This window comes from Calothrix sp. UHCC 0171, from assembly GCF_034931845.1.
In the GTDB taxonomy this organism is placed as follows: domain Bacteria; phylum Cyanobacteriota; class Cyanobacteriia; order Cyanobacteriales; family Nostocaceae; genus Brunnivagina.
Genome location: NZ_JAYGHN010000012.1, coordinates 18,987 through 35,044 on the forward strand (window position 1 = coordinate 18,987; position 16,058 = coordinate 35,044).

The 16,058-nt window shown below is 36.5% G+C and carries 16 protein-coding genes; 5 read left to right on the plus strand and 11 right to left on the minus strand.

Going from position 1 to position 16,058, the window contains the following annotated elements; genetic code table 11:
- The first annotated feature begins 110 nt into the window (after positions 1-110).
- Entirely contained in the window at positions 111-1,004 is an 894-nt protein-coding gene (locus tag VB733_RS11390) for a hypothetical protein (protein ID WP_323340206.1), read from the plus strand.
- A 143-nt stretch (positions 1,005-1,147) separates the two neighbouring features.
- Here VB733_RS11390 and VB733_RS11395 read toward each other — a convergent pair whose 3' ends face one another.
- From VB733_RS11395 to VB733_RS11430, 8 genes are all read right to left on the minus strand, one after another.
- Complete coding sequence (locus VB733_RS11395; RefSeq protein ID WP_323340207.1) at positions 1,148-2,065, minus strand: Npun_R2821/Npun_R2822 family protein; 918 nt, start codon at positions 2,063-2,065, stop codon at positions 1,148-1,150.
- A gap of 3 nt (positions 2,066-2,068) precedes the next feature.
- Complete coding sequence (locus tag VB733_RS11400; RefSeq protein ID WP_323340208.1) at positions 2,069-3,079, minus strand: Npun_R2821/Npun_R2822 family protein; 1,011 nt, start codon at positions 3,077-3,079, stop codon at positions 2,069-2,071.
- Between the two features lie 4 nt (positions 3,080-3,083).
- Positions 3,084-4,067, minus strand: a complete 984-nt coding sequence (locus VB733_RS11405; protein ID WP_323340209.1) for a glycosyltransferase family 10 domain-containing protein — start codon at positions 4,065-4,067, stop codon at positions 3,084-3,086.
- 125 nt (positions 4,068-4,192) lie between these two features.
- On the minus strand, positions 4,193-5,257 hold the full coding sequence (locus VB733_RS11410) for a sugar transferase (protein ID WP_323340210.1): 1,065 nt from the start codon (positions 5,255-5,257) through the stop codon (positions 4,193-4,195).
- 155 nt (positions 5,258-5,412) lie between these two features.
- Positions 5,413-7,671, minus strand: coding sequence for an ATP-binding cassette domain-containing protein (locus VB733_RS11415; RefSeq protein ID WP_323340211.1), 2,259 nt, complete (start codon positions 7,669-7,671; stop codon positions 5,413-5,415).
- 195 nt (positions 7,672-7,866) lie between these two features.
- Positions 7,867-9,033: a glycosyltransferase family 4 protein gene (locus VB733_RS11420; RefSeq protein ID WP_323340212.1), complete on the minus strand. Its 1,167-nt coding sequence runs from the start codon at positions 9,031-9,033 to the stop codon at positions 7,867-7,869.
- A 32-nt stretch (positions 9,034-9,065) separates the two neighbouring features.
- Positions 9,066-9,908 (minus strand): glycosyltransferase, encoded by an 843-nt coding sequence (locus VB733_RS11425; RefSeq protein WP_323340213.1) that lies wholly within the window; start codon positions 9,906-9,908, stop codon positions 9,066-9,068.
- Between the two features lie 213 nt (positions 9,909-10,121).
- Positions 10,122-10,349, minus strand: coding sequence for a hypothetical protein (locus VB733_RS11430; protein ID WP_096615253.1), 228 nt, complete (start codon positions 10,347-10,349; stop codon positions 10,122-10,124).
- Between the two features lie 315 nt (positions 10,350-10,664).
- On the opposite strand from VB733_RS11430, the gene gloB reads away from it, so the two are divergent.
- The 3 genes from gloB (at position 10,665) to dnaB (ending at position 13,836) form a co-directional block, all read left to right on the plus strand.
- The gene (gloB, locus tag VB733_RS11435; RefSeq protein WP_323340214.1) at positions 10,665-11,438 is read left to right on the plus strand and encodes a hydroxyacylglutathione hydrolase; all 774 of its coding nucleotides are present in this window, start codon (positions 10,665-10,667) and stop codon (positions 11,436-11,438) included.
- A 239-nt stretch (positions 11,439-11,677) separates the two neighbouring features.
- Positions 11,678-12,136: a 50S ribosomal protein L9 gene (gene rplI, locus VB733_RS11440; RefSeq protein ID WP_323340215.1), complete on the plus strand. Its 459-nt coding sequence runs from the start codon at positions 11,678-11,680 to the stop codon at positions 12,134-12,136.
- A gap of 344 nt (positions 12,137-12,480) precedes the next feature.
- Positions 12,481-13,836, plus strand: a complete 1,356-nt coding sequence (gene dnaB / locus VB733_RS11445; protein ID WP_323340216.1) for a replicative DNA helicase — start codon at positions 12,481-12,483, stop codon at positions 13,834-13,836.
- A gap of 90 nt (positions 13,837-13,926) precedes the next feature.
- On the opposite strand, the gene VB733_RS11450 is transcribed toward dnaB, so the two are convergent.
- Complete coding sequence (locus VB733_RS11450; RefSeq protein ID WP_323340217.1) at positions 13,927-14,448, minus strand: FKBP-type peptidyl-prolyl cis-trans isomerase; 522 nt, start codon at positions 14,446-14,448, stop codon at positions 13,927-13,929.
- A gap of 35 nt (positions 14,449-14,483) precedes the next feature.
- The gene (locus tag VB733_RS11455) at positions 14,484-14,807 is read right to left on the minus strand and encodes a phasin family protein (protein ID WP_323340218.1); all 324 of its coding nucleotides are present in this window, start codon (positions 14,805-14,807) and stop codon (positions 14,484-14,486) included.
- A 196-nt stretch (positions 14,808-15,003) separates the two neighbouring features.
- Here VB733_RS11455 and VB733_RS11460 point away from each other — a divergent pair, with 196 nt between their 5' ends.
- On the plus strand, positions 15,004-15,315 hold the full coding sequence (locus tag VB733_RS11460; RefSeq protein ID WP_323340219.1) for a TIGR03792 family protein: 312 nt from the start codon (positions 15,004-15,006) through the stop codon (positions 15,313-15,315).
- 174 nt (positions 15,316-15,489) lie between these two features.
- Here the strand turns inward: VB733_RS11460 and VB733_RS11465 are convergent, their stop codons facing one another.
- Positions 15,490-16,032, minus strand: a complete 543-nt coding sequence (locus VB733_RS11465) for a hypothetical protein (protein WP_323340220.1) — start codon at positions 16,030-16,032, stop codon at positions 15,490-15,492.
- Between the last annotated feature and the right edge of the window lie 26 nt (positions 16,033-16,058).

Below are 16,058 nucleotides of genomic sequence, written 5' to 3' on the forward strand. Positions count from 1 at the left end.
TATCCGTCTAATTTAGGAGTGAATTAGGTAGTTCAACTGAAGCTGCTAGTATAAATACCAGAATAAAATTTATTCATCAATTTGTAATTATTATCCTTCAGAAGAGATTCATGATTAATTTAGACGAGAAAAAATTTTGTTTTTGCACATATGCTGGTGGTGAAATTTATAGTTCATTAGCAGCTAATCTAGTGAGTGATATCGAAAAGTATGCACCAGAAACTCCTCTCATAATTTTTACAGATAAACCAAATAAATTCAGTAATCACAGCAATAGCAATGTTTTAGTATTTCCACATCAAAGACGAGGGGTTTTACATTATCACGAGCGCAGATTTGCTATTGCCAAAGCATTATCAATGTTTAATTCTTGTATGTATCTTGATGCTGATGTCAGGATATGCGCTCCATTTCCTGAAAATAAGCTATGGTTACCAGGAATCACAGCCAGAAGTTGCACTTCCATGATGAAACATATTCAAGAACTTATGTCTGTTCGGAATTCAGCTTCAGGAAAAATGGCAAAACAAGTTGAATTTTACAAAACAATGGGGAAAAAGTTAGGTATCGATATAGAAACTCAAGACTTAACATGGATAAATGAGTTTTTATTTGTCGTTACACGAGATTCTGGTAGAGAAGTAGAATTTCTGAAACTATGGGAAAAACTAGCTGTTTATGCAGAATTAAATGGTCACCATAAGCATCCAGCATATGCAATAGGAATAGCTGCTACAAAAGCTTCTTTTCCAATTAGACATGATGTCATGGAAGGAGTTGATTTTTTTGATGATCGGATAGAGAAAGTTAGGATTTCTAAAGAAGAATCAGATCCAAATGTAAAAAATTTTTATTTTGAATTCCAAAACCAAATAGAACAACCTCAGCGTTCTATTTTGCAAAAAGTTTGGAGTAAAATATGCAAAAATGCTGAGTATTTATATTATGCAGTACGTCTAAAAGTTTATGCTTTTTCAGATGATTACAAATTTTACTATCAATAAAAAATGGATCTACCTCAAGAGAAGGATAGTTCCAATAATGTTTTAAGTATAAGTAATGAATTCCATTTTGGTATGTTTTTTGCTTATAAGGGAAGAGTGTCAGGCAAACTGTTCGCAGCCCGGATGAAGCTAAACCTATGACTTTAATTCCTCAACAGACTTTTAAATTTATCTACTGTTTTTTGCCACTGGTTTTTCTCAATCGGTGTGGGAAAATATACAGGAGTAATATCAGAATTAAGATTACGGTAATATTCCCAAATTTCCCAATAGGGACAACCCGGCTCAATGCGAATGCCTGCCCAATGTAAATACTGTAATTGCTGGTTTACAGTTGGGTCAATTAAATTGTAACCTTGAGTTTGAAAATGTGGTGTACCAGCCCAATTTCCGGGTGCTTTTTCTAAGCGTTTGACGATATTAAAACGGCGAGAAATCCGCTTTAATAGCATATAGTTAATAATGGGTTGATCGGAGGTTTTTTCGGAGAAATCGAAATATTCAGGATGGGTAGCACATTCTGTGAATACTTCGTATAAATCCTGTTCTGAAATCAAATTTTTCTTAGAACCCCAAAATCCTCCATTAAAAATATCTTTGACTTCACTTTCTGTAAATACCTTCTGCTCTAATACTTGGGAACTAAATACGTTTTTAATTCCCCCTAAATGTTGGTAGTCGCAATTGATAAAATCAGTGTTAGCTAAATAATTAAGATTGTCAGCAATTTTTTCAAAGACAACAATATCGGTATCTATATACAAAAACTCATCAAATTCACCAAACCAACAAGCTTGTTTGCGGAATTGATTGGGGCGAGCAAAAAACTTCCCTCCGAAAGTTTCGTGTAAGCGATTTGATAAACGTTCGATAAAATCTAAATCTTCATAGACTTTGACACCATAATAGCGATTAAGAGTATCGGCAATATTGTGATAATTGTCATCGTAAGGAATCATCACAACAGGTGTTTCTTTATCATGTAATCGGATACTATTTAAAAGTGCGATCGCATGGTCTGTGACTTTATCATTAGCAATGATATAAATTCCGCGCTTCATAAATTATACTCCGGTTGGTATTCCTAATTTTCTTAAAACTCTGGTGGTAAAACTTGGTGGTGCATCGTAAGCTTTTGGTTTGCTGTTAAATTGAGGATGCTTTTCTGGTTCGTGCAAATAGCGGTAGTGTAAGAATATATCTCGATAGGGAAAGATAATGTTTTCACCTTCACAAACGCGATTAAATAGTTTTGAGGACAAACCAATGTAATGTATGTAAGTTAAGCGATTGCCTTTGTCGTATACAATGCCATCTTTAACTTCAAAATGTTCGGAAGTCACTGAATTACCTGTTGCTTCTTGTGGAGGTAGATTTAGGGCAAAATTATAAAAAGATGTATTTGTCCTCATCCGCATATAGTTGAGAACAGATTGATTGGGGGCAGACATATATAAAACATCTGATTCTCCTTCATTTAATCTGCTCAACAACCAATCTCTTTGCTCTGCTAGAAACATACCTCGTTTAGATGCATAAAAGCCAGAACAAAAAATTTCCGAGTCTATCTGCTGTTGAGTAAATATCTCTAAAAGCTTAGAAGACTTTAAATTGAAGATATGAGTGGGGTCTTTATACTGAAAATCATAGACAACAAAATCTTGATTTTCCAACTGCTCAAAAATAAAATCGAGAGGCTGCATAACTAATGTATCAGCATCTAAATAAATAAACTTCTCAAATAAGCTATCTGAATCGAATGCACAGTAACGACGATTTTCTCCAACTCTATAGAACTTTTTAATACCTTGCTCCTGCCAAAGCTTAATAGCAGTTGGATGAGATTGCCATACTTGCAAAGAAAACTCTTCCCAGCGAGCAAAAATTTCAGGATTTTCTAGCAGAGTTACATTTTTGCGTGATGCAACTTCTTCTTTGACTTTATCTACTTGATCATTGTAAGCAATTACACATACGGGTATATCTTTACCAGCATTAACTTCTATGCTATTTAGTAAAGCCACTAATTGATCGTAAACAACATCATTCGCTAATGTATAAATTCCATTTTTCATTTTTTTATCCTTGTTTTTTCACGAAGTTTGATATCCAATTCAGCAGGTTTAATTCATGCAAAATGATTTGACGGGCTTCTGCGATCGCATCTTTGGCTTCATACCAAGCATCAGGTGTTGCGGTCACTTCTTTGATATATGCTAAACCCTTTTCATCCATACTTGGCAATCTTAAAAAGCTACCTGGTGGCAATAATTCATCAGCTGCAGAACCGCCATAATAAATGGGTAAATTCCAAGCTAAAATGGCATCCCAAAGTTTTTCACTTACATACCAATTATTATCAGCATAATTCTCGATCGCCAAGTTGTAATAATAAGGTGCCATACAATGCCATTTATTATTCACTTGTCCACCAGAGTTTGCCCAATCTGGTAGGTTACGTCCGTATACATCGAAAATGAAATTTCTTTCCCTCAGCATCTTTAAAAAAGCAAGACGGTGTTTATGGTTAGCAGTTCTGTCAATACCTGATGTAATCCAACTACAAGGACGAACCTTTTTTGGTGGTGGCATTTCATTTAATTCGCGGAAAGAATTGGCATGATACCAAATTGCTGGCATGTATCCAGGTATTGGTGCAAAATCATCTGGACCCGATACATAAGCACAGTATTTTCTAGCTTGTTCGTACTCGGCAACTCGCTTTTTTTCTAACTCAGGGAATGGAGGTTCTCTCACTAGGGAAATAATTCTTTCTTTTGGTACTCCCCGCAATAAAGTTTGGATATATTCTTCTTGTTCTTTCTGTTTGATTTGTTGTTTTGGGCAAAACTTTTGCAATTTAGCCAATATATTTGTTTTTTGAGGTTTTGGTTTGACAAAATCACAGAAATTGTACAAGAGCAAAAAATCCGGTTTTGCAGCTTGTGCCATAATTTGAATATTTTTCCACTCACCAAAAGCATCAGGGGTTTGATGCCACATCCAATCACTTTGAGTTATTTCTTTATAGCTACTAATGCTGCCAATAATAGTTTTTGCCATAAGTCTATTGAATATTGTTTCAAGTTCCAAAATAATGAGATATTTGTTGAAATAATCAGTTGTAAAAAGCTACCAGGTGGTAATCATTTATCGGCAGCAGAACTACTGTAAAATCACAATTACCTTTATACGGGTAAACCGTTACGCAAGCGTCTTAGCATAACTGGTATTCGAGTAATAAAAAGCTTGAGAAATAGGAATTTGTGATAAAGTCCACGAGTTCTCCATAGTAAAGACCATACGGCTGAGGGGCTTAACCACAAGCCATTCTGTGCTGATAGATACCGTACAAATTCAACTTCATTCAAACTCTTTTTGAGTATATCAACTAACTCAAGGCTTGATGGTAAGCTATCTGGACGTGCAAATTCATCATATCTTGCGTTTGCCCACTGCGGCTCTTTACCTTTGTAAGTTTTAGAATCAGGGTGCTCAAATCCAATATTACGGATGAAAGAAGTTGTTGGTATAATGTGTATTTTATTTTTATATAGGGCAGCTATGGTAATGGTAATTACCCAGTCTGTTTGATTATTATGTTCTAGCCAAAATTGATTTACTAACGTTAATTTGGTTTGAATCGTTGCAGGAATATTGTAAAAGCCTCCAAAGGGATTATACTGTGCAGGGCGATTTACTAAATCAATATCATGCCAGCGATCTGCCCATATACCAAATCCCCAGTCAAAGACACGTTTAGATAGGATGAAATCGCTATTGATCGACTTATCCAACTCTTCTGGTAGGCTGGCATAAGAACTAATTGAGAACACTTCTTGATGGTGACGATAAGCTTCTAAAAGTCGGCACATCCGGTCATAAAAAAAGCGATTGGGGACTATATCATCATTCAAATGGATTAGAGAATCGTATTCCGATAGAACTTCTGTAAAGGCTAAAATGATATTTTTATCGCAGCCCAAATTTTGCGATCGCGCAATAATTTTAACTGGAATTTGACTGGAAAATTCTTCCAATAAGTTAATGCATTGAGAAATTAAAGGCTCATCGCTAGCTTTTCTTGCACCATCAACAAATGCAATAATCTGTTGTGGTAACAACAATTGTTGACTAACCCCAGTGAGAACTTCCTTAATTAGCTCTGGACGAGTAAAAGCAATTATCACTAGTGGTGGTAATTTTTCCGGCAACGCGACATTATCCAGAGAAAGAGGTAAATTTGTATTCATGATTGTCACGACTCCTCATTATATGCTTAGAGTTTATACAAAAACTTAATACAATGAATTCAGCATCTGAAAAGAGTGTGTTAATTTTTTAGTTTCAGATATCATTTATCATTTTTGTCAATATCAAATTTATATTTGAGGTAGTTTGCATATATTTAACTATCGATGTTGTATTCAATATTTTTTAGCTTATCCAAAAGTGTTACTGTATCTTGATAAGCTTGTTTAATCAATTGTTTTTGTTCTTCCGATGTATAATAATTATCGACAAGTGACCGTAGTGAATAAAAAATAGGACTAAGATTCCTACGAAAAAGTTCGATAAATTGAGTTATTTTTTGATGTTGATTAATCAAGTCGCTTGCACCCTTATTTTGTCCAAAAACGGATATTAATTGGTTTTTAATGGTCAGATTAATAACATCATCAAATGTATCAATAGTATTCATAATTCTCAAAGCGGCTTTATATGATTCTTCAACTAATTCCTGGCGCTCTTGAACATTATCAGCCAGATCATCAGCTAATAAGCTGAGGAGTCCAATCATAGAGTTAAGTCGCGTCCGAATTTCATGAGAAATATTAGTTAAGCTTCTACTTTGATTTTGTTTCCCAAGAGCTTGAGGATGATCGCCAAATTGCATGGCGTACAATCTTGTGTAATAACCTCCCTTTTGCATTAATTCTTCATGGGTACCAACCTCAACTACCCGTCCTTGTTCCATCACAGCTATTTGGTCAGCTTTTTGGACTGTAGATAAACGATGGGCAATTACTACTGTCGTGCGATCGCAACTTAAATCGTCAATTGCTTCTTGTACAAGACGTTCGGAAACTGTATCTAAGGCACTGGTAGCTTCATCAAGAATTAAAATCTCTGGGTCTTGCAACAAAGCACGAGCAATTGCTAATCTTTGCCTTTGTCCCCCAGATAACATTACGCCGCGATCGCCGATTGTGGTATCTAATCCTTGGGGTAATTTCTGAATAAATTCGTAGGCATTTGCCTGTTTTATGGCTGTAATAATCTCCGCTTCAGTGGCTTCAGGTTTGCCATAGGCGATGTTATTTCGTACCGAATCATTGAAGAGAAAAGTATCTTGACTAACAATACCCATAGCTTTCCGTAATGATGTCAGATTAAACTGGCGTAAATCGACACCATCAATATCAATACTGCCGGAAATTGGGTCATAAAATCTGGGTAATAAATCTGCGAGGGTTGATTTTCCGGCACCAGAACCGCCAACTAAAGCTAAAGTTGTTCCCCGTGGCAAAAATAAATCAACATCTTTTAAGACTAATTTTTCATGACCAGGATAGCCAAAAGATATGTGATTAAAATGTACTCCCTTGGTTAATGTTTGATAGGTAAGATTTCCATTACCCATCAACGGTTTATTATCTCGCCTCAAAAAATCAGCGACGACATCGACACTACCAGCATTATTAGCGAAAGTGCTGCGTAAAGTATTTAACTGCGAAATGAGAGGTAAAACTCGCATTAAGGTTAATAAATATGTCAACATTACCGCCGAAAGAGAAGCGATTTGGTCTTTGAATAAAGTTCTACTCAAAAAGACAATTAGCAGTAAAGCCGTCATCCCCATGACTTCACTAACTGGTGCAATCAATTCCGAATTTGCCTGTGAATGAAAGTCTGCTGTTTCGCGATCGCGAATTAGTTTCACAATCCGCTTATATTCTCTTTCCTCATTCCCAGTTGCCTTGACTAACCTCATTCCATTCAAAATTTCTAACAAAGCGATCGAGTAAAATTTAGACATTTCACTGAGCATTTTGCCAAAGGTTTTCGAGCGGGCAATGGAATATTGATTCACTAATGTCACTAATGATAATAAAAATGTCGCCGCAATTGTCAGTTGCCAAGAAATAGATAGTAGGAAAGCTACAAACACCAAAATCGTAATAATCAGAATAATCGATTTTACAGTGTTAACTATAGTATTAGAAGCACGGGCAATTTCTCCTCCCAGGCGATTAATTAAATCGCCAACTTTCATCTTGGCGTAATAATCCATGTCAACTTCTAGTAAAAGCCACACACCTTCTTGGCGCATATCGGAAGTTAAGCGACGAGAGAGAAAACTTGATGTCAGAGAACTGAAATAAGTGGCTACGTTTTTGAGAACAATTGTGAAAATAATCGCCCCACCCATGATTAAAAGTCGGTAATCTTCTGGGGCATCTTCAAAAGGATTCATCAACACTTTCATAATGCCAGGGGAGGATTTAAAATCCACCTCCTGACCGACAATTCTTAAAATCACAGGAACAATGAGAGCGGTGCTAACACCATTAAATAATGCTCCAGAAAATCCCAACATGATTGTGAGGATAATCAAGCCTGGATAGGGTTTTGCAAATTTTATTAGCGTTTGTCTGGTAGACATTGGAGATTCTATAAGAATTTACTTATCATTAACGTTATTCATCAATTTATTTATAAATCAGTCAATTCATAGATAAATTAAATACAAATAATTAGGTTTTAATCTCAATATAAATACGTATAAGATTAACTTCCTCTAAACCTACTAAGTATTTTACAAACTAATTCCAGATTCTAAGTTAGATACTAATTAAACTTACAACCGAGCAATTACCGAATTTAATATAGATGCCATTGCTTCGATACTATATTTTTCAATGCATCGTTCTCTGGCTTTTTTTGCCAGTTCATTAGCAGTATCGAAATTATCAAAAATAAATTGAATTTTTTCAGCTAATTGTTCTGGTGCTGCTGGTTCAACTAAATATCCAGTATCACCTAAAATTTCCGGAATATCGCCAACTCTAGTTGAGAGAATAGGTTTAGCCATTGCCATTCCATCAGTTAATTTTAGGGGAAATTGAGCGCGCGTTTCTAGGGTATCTCGTTGGGGAACAACAACAATATGAGCAGATGCAACAACATCAGGCATGATATCAGCAGGATATTTCGGCAATTTAATCATTCGGTGTCCCCATTTTTCTAGTAATTGGCGATCGTAGTCATCATAGGGACTACCACCAACAATTACTAGTTTTAAATCCGGCTGATTAATTTTATCGAGCGCTACTAAAATATCTTCAATACCTTTATAAGGTCTGGGGGCACCAGGAAACATTAATATCCTATATCCCGATAAACCATAGCGTTTTCTACTAGCTTCAGAGTCATATTTTGCTGGGTCAAATAATGAAGTATCTTTCCCATTGGGAACGGATATTCCTCCAAAGCGCTGTTGTAAAAATTTAGTATGTACGGTAACTACATTCGCTTGGTTCACTAGATATTCCATCAATTTTAAATATAAAGGATGATTGGGAATTCTTAATTCTCCATTACTTTTGAATAAGTCTCTTGCTAATTTTTTCGGATTAGGATGATAGCGCCAAGAGTCACCACCATGCCAACTCATTTCCCAATCATCAATATCTAAAATGACTGGTTTTCTGGTAAAAATTTTCTTGAAGAGAGCTACACCAAAACTTGCTGGTTGAGGTTTAATTGCATAAATAATATCACCATCAATTTGCTTAATAAGTTGGCTAGCAGATTTAAAAAATGTGGGATAATTTTGACCTTCTACAACTTGGACTTGGTTCTCAGCCGAAATTGCTCCATATAATTCCTTACCAAATAAAAAACCCAGAATTTCTGCCTCATGTCCTAATTGATGCAAAGCTTTTTTCAATAAGGATGCGCGAATAAAACCATCATTAGTAGATAAATTCCATACTAGTAACGATACTTTCAATTTCTCTTTCATAGTTATGTCTAACATTCTCTATAAATTTCACTTCATTTTACACGCCAGGGATTTTTGACTTGATTTGGTAAAAATATTTTGGCAAATCGATCAAATATTCGCGTATATAAAGAACGTGTAATATTTTTTGCATCTTGAGGTCTGTAAGGATAAGTACAGTGAAGAACTTTAATTTCTCCGTCTACTTGATAGCTATTTTTCCACTTACTTAGGTAATTATATGTTGGTGGCAATATTTTCATTTTGAGTGGAACAGATGCGATTGCACTAGCAAAAGCACCTTGGTCTCTTAATAATAATTTATCTTGATTTTGCTTGACGACCTCAAAATAATATTTAAATTTATCAAATAATATTTCCGTAGTTTCTGTTTTACGAAAAGCTATAAAACCAGAATTATACTGAATGCTATCTTTATTCAAAGGTAAGCCTATAGATTGCAAAATAGGCAAAACATTATTGATATTATCTTCTTGTTTACCTCTTAATAAGTTTGTGGCTTTGATAATCTGAGGTTGCACATCTTCGGTAAGCAAAAAATCATATTCGTCTAAACATTCAAAGACATCATTTATATTTGACAACAAGCAAATATCTGAATCTAAATAAATAGTTTTTTCAAATTCAGAAGCTGCATATAAAGCTACTTTGGCATGTCTTGAAGCTAAAACTGGATTTTCATCAGCAGGTGCAGGCTTGATAATTACATTTTTAAAAACTGTAAGTAATGGATAAAGAATTTTGGGAACACGGTCAATTAAAATAATTATAGGTTCTTGATGAAACTTTCTAATAGCTGCTAAAAAATGGACACAGTCCTGAAATGAGTACAGTCCTGTTAATATTGTAACAAATCCTCTGGTTCCAGATTTCATAATTTTCTTCATTATGTGAATACTTCTAACTTTATTTGATAGTTTTAATCTCGACTAAAATCTATGTATCTTATTAAAAAACCAGAGGAATACTTGTGTTAAACATAGTAATGATTGAAGATTATTATTTAACTTTTCACCTCTGGTCAATATTTTAATCATCTTGAGATGATATTTATATCATCAAAAAATATATAATTTTTGAGATATAATCTACCAATCAAGTAACTTTAATTCACCAGTTTGCAGACAGTCAAATAAACGATTAATTTGGCGGCGATCGCCTTCAGTAACATCATCATCATCGGAAACAATAATTGTCAGTAACTTATGGTCTCGACGACTCATTTTACCAGAAAATATAATCTTATCAACTAATGCTTTAACAGCAATTTCCGGTTCACTATTTGACCTTTTGATTGTCGAAAGTTTACGAAGCATATTTCTCCTGATTAAGCTAAAAAATAGTAATATTTGCCCACCTAATTCTAAAGAGAGAGCATAAAAATAACATTTATTAAACTGAAATATGGCGGACAAATATCACTCTGTTGTGATACCTTTGCTTTGCGGCATCTTTACAACATAAACCAACAAAATAAATTTAACTTTATATTCCAGCTTCACCCAGAGGATTTTTACGGAGATATGAAATATTTTTTACTGCCTGATTTCGTAAATATATGTGTAAGTACGGTTGCTTTACCAATCACTGACAAAATTCTCTCGTTAAGATATTAAATATGGAGCTAAAAAATGCAAATAATTCGTCTGCCAGCACTTGCCGATAACTACATTTTTTTGCTGTGGGACAATACAGATAATATTGCCGCAGTCGTCGATCCAGCCATCGCTAAACCCGTTCTGAACAAGCTCTACGAACTCAATGCTGAATTGGTAGCCATATTTAATACCCACCACCACAGCGACCATGTAGGGGGCAATCACGAGTTAATCCAAAAGTTTCCCAAGCTCACAGTTTATGCTGGTGCCGAAGATAAAGGGAGAATCCCCGGACAAAAGGTATTTTTACATGAACGCGATCGCGTTATATTTGGCTCTAGAACCGCCGAAGTTCTATTTATTCCTGGACATACTCGCGCCCACATTGCCTATTATTTTCCCCCTGTAATTCCAGAGGAAACAGGCGAATTATTTTGTGGCGATACACTTTTTGCTGGCGGTTGTGGGCGATTATTTGAAGGTACACCAGCACAGATGCTAGATTCCCTCAGCAAAATCAGGGCGCTACCCGATAATACCCGCATTTGGTGTGCCCACGAATACACCCTAAAAAATTTACAATTTGCCCTGAGTGTCGATAGTCACAATGAATTTCTCAAAGACCGATATACGCAGGTACGTAGTTCTCGAAATTTAGGAGAAGCCACAGTTCCTTCATTATTGGGAATTGAAAAAACGACAAATCCATTTTTGCGCTGGGATGTCGTTGCCTTACAAAAAGCCGCCAAAAGCAGCGATAATGTGCAAACATTTGCCAGACTCAGGGGCATGAAAGACCAATTTTAGTGGCTGTTTAAATTAAAATTAAAAAAGTAAAATCCTTGTTTTATAAGTCTTTTCACCCTTTCTCTTACTTCTTTCCCCTCAAACTCCACAGCATTGGGTTGCGATCGCACCCCGCATTTAGCTAGAATCTTTAGGCTTTGGGCTGCGTGTATAGCCTGTGAATAATACGGTTATCAAAGACTGCGACTCGTGTCAAACCCAAGCGGCTAAGATTTACAAGAAAGAACAACGAAGAAAAAATGGCAAAGCGCGTACAGTTAGTATTAAACCAGGATGTTAGCAAGCTGGGTAAACTAGGCGATTTAGTCGAAGTTGCACCAGGTTATGCACGTAACTATCTAGTTCCTAAGAAAATTGCATCTCCGGCAACTCCTGGTATCCTCAAGCAAGTAGAACGTCGTCGAGAACTCGAACGTCAGCGTCAAGCTGAACTCAAGCAACAAGCGACAGAACAAAAAGCTGCATTGGAAAAAGTCACTGGCTACAATATTTCCGTGCAAGTGGGTGAAAATGAAGCAATTTTCGGTACTGTTACAACTCAAGATGTTGCGGATGTCATCAAGCAAAATGCCAGCATTGATGTTGATAAGCGCACCATCACTATTGCTGATATCAGCAGATTGGGTACTTATGAAGCAGAAATTAAGCTGCATTCAGAAGTAACTGCTAAAATCAACGTCCAAGTTGTTGCTAAGTAAAATGCAAATGCTGACTGTTTCTTAATTCTGACAGAATTGGAAAATATGCTGATGTTCCCCTTTCTTCTTGTAGGAAAGGGGAATAATTTTTGTTGATGTTAATCAATAATGAGGTTGGTGTTCAAAGATTTTGGTACATATATTCTATTATATGATTATTGAGCTAATTTTCTGCACTTAGGAATCATGTAAAAATAAGTAGTGCAAGCGTCTCGCTTGCTATTTTCTAAAGCTAGCAATATTTCTCAAGAAAGAATGGCACATATGATATTGAATACTACATTTCATAGATTATAAATTCTGCATTCTCACTCTTATTTTTTACGTATAATTAATCACTATATATGTCAGAACAGTTAAACTTTCAAGGCTCAAGTTCAGACCGTTTACCACCACAAAATATTGAAGCAGAAGAAGCAATTTTAGGTGGGATATTACTCGATCCGGAAGCGATTAGTCGTATCAGTGACAAACTAGTAGCAGATGCATTTTATATTAGTGCCCATAAAGATATTTATCAAGCAGCACTACGCCTACATGGACAAGGAAAACCCACAGATATACTGAGTGTGACTAGTTGGTTAAATGACCATGATTTACTCAATCGTATTGGTGGTAGAAACAAGTTAGTATCACTGGTTGAACGTACTGTGTCTGCTGTCAATATTGATGCTTTAGCACAGTTGGTAATGGATAAATATCAACGACGGAAATTGATTAAAGCTGGGAATGAAATTGTGCAATTGGGGTTTGAAACTGAGACAGAATTGCCGCAGATTTTAGATCAAGCAGAGCAAAAGGTTTTTAATATTGCTCAGGAAAGAAATACTACGGGATTGGTGCATATTGGGGACTCTTTAATTAATAATTTTCAAGATATAGAAGAACGTAATCAAGGTATTGCCTTACCGGGTATTTCTTCTGGTTTTTATGATTTGGATGCAATCATAAATGGCGGTTTTCAGCGCTCTGATTTAATTATAGTTGCGGGAAGACCAGCAATGGGGAAAACAAGTTTTTCGATTAATATTGCTCATTATATTGCTGGCTCGATGCGAATGCCAGTAGCTATTTTTAGCTTAGAAATGTCCAAGGAACAATTAGCATTACGGATGCTATCAAGTGAGGCAAGAATTGAAAGTACGTACCTCAAAAGTGGACGAATTAGTCAGAATCAATGGGAAGACTTAACCCGGGCGATTAGTTCCTTGCAAGAGATGCCTATTTATATTGATGATACTCCGAATATTACTGTTACAGAAATGCGGAGTCAGGCACGACGTTTGCAAGCCGAAACAGGGATGGATTTAGGGCTAATTTTAATAGATTATTTGCAATTAATGGAAGGAAATAGTGATAATCGCGTCCAAGAGTTATCAAAAATTACTCGTAGTATTAAGAGTTTAGCGAGAGAATTACATGTACCTGTAATTGCCCTGTCACAGTTGAGTCGAGGTGTGGAAGCAAGAACTAATAAAAGACCGATGTTATCGGATTTAAGGGAATCAGGTTCGATTGAACAGGACGCGGATTTAGTGATGATGTTGTATCGGGATGAATATTATTCTCCAGATACTCCTGAACGAGGTATTGCTGAAGCTATTGTTGCAAAACATCGTCATGGTCCCACTGGCACTATTAAACTTTTATTTGATCCACAATTTACACAGTTTAAAAACTTGGCTCGCGGTAATTATTAAATTGGTTCTGAGTTAATGTTAATAGGTAGTAGTTGGAGATTTGTGAGTATTAAATATCCACAATTAACTAATACCCATTAACACAAATTCCTAACTAATTTTCAACAATTCCACGTCAAAAATTAAGGTAGCATTTGGGGGAATGACACCACCTGCACCACGAGAACCGTAGCCTAGTTCTGCTGGGATAATTAAGCGGCGTTTTCCACCAACTTTCATAGTGCCGACACCTTCATCCCAACCTTTAATAACTTGTCCTACACCTATTTTAAAATCAAAGGGACGATTGCGACCAACTGAACTATCAAACTCAGTTCCATCTTCTAATGTGCCGATGTAATGAACGGTAACTTTTTGTCCAGTTGTAGGACTGTCACCAGTTCCTTCTTCAATATCAATGTATTTTAATCCAGAGGGAGTAGTGATAGCATTATCAGACATTTCTTTGCTCGCTATTAAAGTGCTGTTTTCAGTGATGACAGCTGCTGTTTGTGCTGTTTGGCTAATTGGAGTTGCGATCGCATTATTATTTTTATCGCCGCCAATTTGCGCCAGTATTAAAACTACCACGCAAACGAGCATTACACTCACACTGACTAAAATTGCTTTCAAAATAAATCCTCCCTAATCATGATTTAGCAGTAATTTTATTTCCACAATTTATTCTCTAAATCGCGCACTTGACGTTCTAATCGGTCGATTCTACCACGTAATTCGTCTACTTCCGATTGTCTGGCTACGCCTAAATCTTGCATCATATTCCGCATTTGCCGTTGCATGTTGGCTTCCCAAGTCCCCTGTTCGGATTTCATTTGCTGCATCATGTCATCCATAACAATTTTGGCTTGTTCGGGGTCTAATTTGCCATCTTTGACTAATTTGTCGCTGGCTTCCTTGATTTTCTCTGCCATCATCGAGGTTGTTCCAATACCGAGCATGAGCAACTGTTGCATCCAATTGTTATTATCCATAATCGCTTCCTGATGATTATTTTTATTCAAATCTTTAACTATAGCTAAGGCGATTGTAATTCACATTTTTTAAACCAGATGTGTTGATAACTGTACAGTTAATGTACGCATCTGCGAAGTCTGCTGACACAAGTGGGGACGGTTTTTGAGAAAATAATTAATCTATTCTGGAAAGTTAACACAGGAAGGCGATCGCATGGTGGTTGAGTTACTTAAATTTAAGGTTCCTTTGGAACAACAAGCAGAGTACCTGCAAAAGGATGCTCAAATTTGGACTAGTTCACTGGCGAGATATCCAGGTTTTTTAGGTAAGGAAGTGTGGATTGACCCAAATTTACCGGAGGAAGTGACTTTTGTCATCCATTGGGCTACGCGAGATGATTGGAAAGCGATTCCTGAGCAAGATTTACATGCAATTTCCCAAAGGTTTGATGCTTCACTGGGTTTTACTTGCGAGATGATTGAGTCTTCTGAGTATCAAGTTCTGATGTCAGATTTGGCTAAATAATGAGGATGAAACTGATGGGGAGATGGGGAGATGGGGGGGATGGGGAGATGGGGAGAGGGGGAGATGGGGAGATAAGTTAACTATAAAATGCCACTTCGCACAAGTAGGGATAACCGTCTATGCGAGTGGCAAAGTTAAAATAGTGTTTTCGGTGGGCAAGAAATCTGATTTTGATTATTTTTTTGCGGTACTTGCGATCGCACCTAAATTTGATAAAGTAATTCGATTGATGGTGTCAACACGACCAACTGTTAAGTAACCTAGGTCTAGGGCTGATAGTTGTGTCACTTGTTCGGGAACTCTAAAATTGAAGACTAATTTTGTGGGAATACCGGGAGCAAGGTCTGTTAAGATTTTGTCTTGGGAGTCATATTGGTTTAACTGCAAGCTTCCCGATGTATATACGTTGCCGGAATTATCCACCAGACGGGTTTGATATTGGACGTTGCGAGCGCCAAAGCTAACCCTGATGTGGTTATTGTTAAAATTTGTGGCGATAACTTCACAAGTGACTCTTGCATTTCTTTGGGTACGCTGGCAGCCACGGTAATCGAAGCTAATATTGTATCTGCGATCGACTTGTTTAATTGATGATTCTCCTGGTGTCTGTGCGTTAACTGGCGAGACGACAAGGGTAGGTACAGCAATTTGAATACCTGTTCCCAATAGTAATGCTGGTAGCGTTACATTCTTGATGCTTTTCCACAGACTAGACATAATTGTTGCTTGTTGTTGTTTTAATC

What these genes read in the sequence shown, in the direction of transcription:
- VB733_RS11390 (WP_323340206.1), top strand. Translation starts at nt 111, where the DNA reads ATGATTAATTTAGACGAGAAAAAATTTTGTTTTTGCACATATGCTGGT.
- VB733_RS11395 (WP_323340207.1), bottom strand. Translation starts at nt 2,065, where the DNA reads ATGAAGCGCGGAATTTATATCATTGCTAATGATAAAGTCACAGACCAT.
- VB733_RS11400 (WP_323340208.1), bottom strand. Translation starts at nt 3,079, where the DNA reads ATGAAAAATGGAATTTATACATTAGCGAATGATGTTGTTTACGATCAA.
- VB733_RS11405 (WP_323340209.1), bottom strand. Translation starts at nt 4,067, where the DNA reads ATGGCAAAAACTATTATTGGCAGCATTAGTAGCTATAAAGAAATAACT.
- VB733_RS11410 (WP_323340210.1), bottom strand. Translation starts at nt 5,257, where the DNA reads ATGAATACAAATTTACCTCTTTCTCTGGATAATGTCGCGTTGCCGGAA.
- VB733_RS11415 (WP_323340211.1), bottom strand. Translation starts at nt 7,671, where the DNA reads ATGTCTACCAGACAAACGCTAATAAAATTTGCAAAACCCTATCCAGGC.
- VB733_RS11420 (WP_323340212.1), bottom strand. Translation starts at nt 9,033, where the DNA reads ATGAAAGAGAAATTGAAAGTATCGTTACTAGTATGGAATTTATCTACT.
- VB733_RS11425 (WP_323340213.1), bottom strand. Translation starts at nt 9,908, where the DNA reads ATGAAATCTGGAACCAGAGGATTTGTTACAATATTAACAGGACTGTAC.
- VB733_RS11430 (WP_096615253.1), bottom strand. Translation starts at nt 10,349, where the DNA reads ATGCTTCGTAAACTTTCGACAATCAAAAGGTCAAATAGTGAACCGGAA.
- gloB (WP_323340214.1), top strand. Translation starts at nt 10,665, where the DNA reads ATGCAAATAATTCGTCTGCCAGCACTTGCCGATAACTACATTTTTTTG.
- rplI (WP_323340215.1), top strand. Translation starts at nt 11,678, where the DNA reads ATGGCAAAGCGCGTACAGTTAGTATTAAACCAGGATGTTAGCAAGCTG.
- dnaB (WP_323340216.1), top strand. Translation starts at nt 12,481, where the DNA reads ATGTCAGAACAGTTAAACTTTCAAGGCTCAAGTTCAGACCGTTTACCA.
- VB733_RS11455 (WP_323340218.1), bottom strand. Translation starts at nt 14,807, where the DNA reads ATGGATAATAACAATTGGATGCAACAGTTGCTCATGCTCGGTATTGGA.
- VB733_RS11460 (WP_323340219.1), top strand. Translation starts at nt 15,004, where the DNA reads ATGGTGGTTGAGTTACTTAAATTTAAGGTTCCTTTGGAACAACAAGCA.
- VB733_RS11465 (WP_323340220.1), bottom strand. Translation starts at nt 16,032, where the DNA reads ATGTCTAGTCTGTGGAAAAGCATCAAGAATGTAACGCTACCAGCATTA.